Source organism: Vibrio sp. 10N.222.46.A1 (assembly GCF_041473595.1).
GTDB lineage: Bacteria > Pseudomonadota > Gammaproteobacteria > Enterobacterales > Vibrionaceae > Vibrio > Vibrio tasmaniensis_A.
In genome coordinates this window covers 1,187-2,073 of record NZ_JBFRSN010001507.1, presented here as the reverse complement: position 1 = coordinate 2,073, position 887 = coordinate 1,187, and the positions used below count along the sequence as shown (strand labels likewise).

The window sequence follows — 887 nt, the reverse complement described above, 5'->3', positions numbered from 1 at the left end:
GATAAGCGACTCTCTTTCATGCTGCAATGTTGGGAAGGTGAACAAGATGAAATTAGACTTCACAAGGTTTTAAACCAGCTTGTCGGGGTTCCTGTTGAAGATGAAAAAGACATTAGAATAATAGATATTTCAGGGCTGCCTAACGAAGTTGCAGGCCCTTTAGCTGCCTTGATTGCCAGATTATTGTTTCAATATAAAGTATTTCAAACACAAGAAGAGAAGGAAAAAGATCCAATTCTGCTCGTATGCGAAGAAGCACATAGATATGTGCCTGATCATGGAGAGGCGCAATATGCAGCAGCACAAGGAGCTATAAGACGCATTGCAAGAGAGGGACGAAAATATGGGATTGGCCTTATGCTTGTTAGTCAAAGACCCGCAGATGTAGATAGCACTGTTATATCACAATGTGGCACTTGGGTCGTATTAAGGCTTACTAACTCTGCTGATCAACAGCATGTCGCCCGTTTTCTACCAGATGGTTTATCTGGAATGGTTGGCGCGCTAGCGATTTTGTCACAACAAGAAGCCATATTTGTTGGCGAAGGTGCTGCACTTCCCTCTAGAATCAGAGTTAGAGATCTTCAGAAAAACCAACTTCCAAAATCGAATACAATACCATTTGCTGAAGGTTGGGCTAATGGTCGTCTAGATCTCAAAAAACTTGAAGCTATTGCTGAGCGAATGTGTAGCTGAACAAGCTAAAGATCAGTGCTTATTGCTTGTCTAGTTAGATGCAAGAATGTGGTCAACTGATATTGGCCACGAATTAGTGAATTTGATCACATCGTTAGATGTTCTAAGCATGAGGAAAAGCAAGTCAAATTGACGAGTTAAAAATCAGATTCAAGCTCTTGCTGACTCATTTTGGGGCATTTTCGAGCTAG

Annotated in this window: 1 protein-coding gene; it reads left to right on the top strand. The window is 41.4% G+C overall.

Annotated features, from left to right (window positions below):
- A partial coding sequence (locus AB4496_RS27710) for an ATP-binding protein (RefSeq protein ID WP_372133214.1) occupies nt 1–696 on the top strand: 696 nt, incomplete at its 5' end.
- Nucleotides 697–887 lie beyond the last annotated feature (191 nt).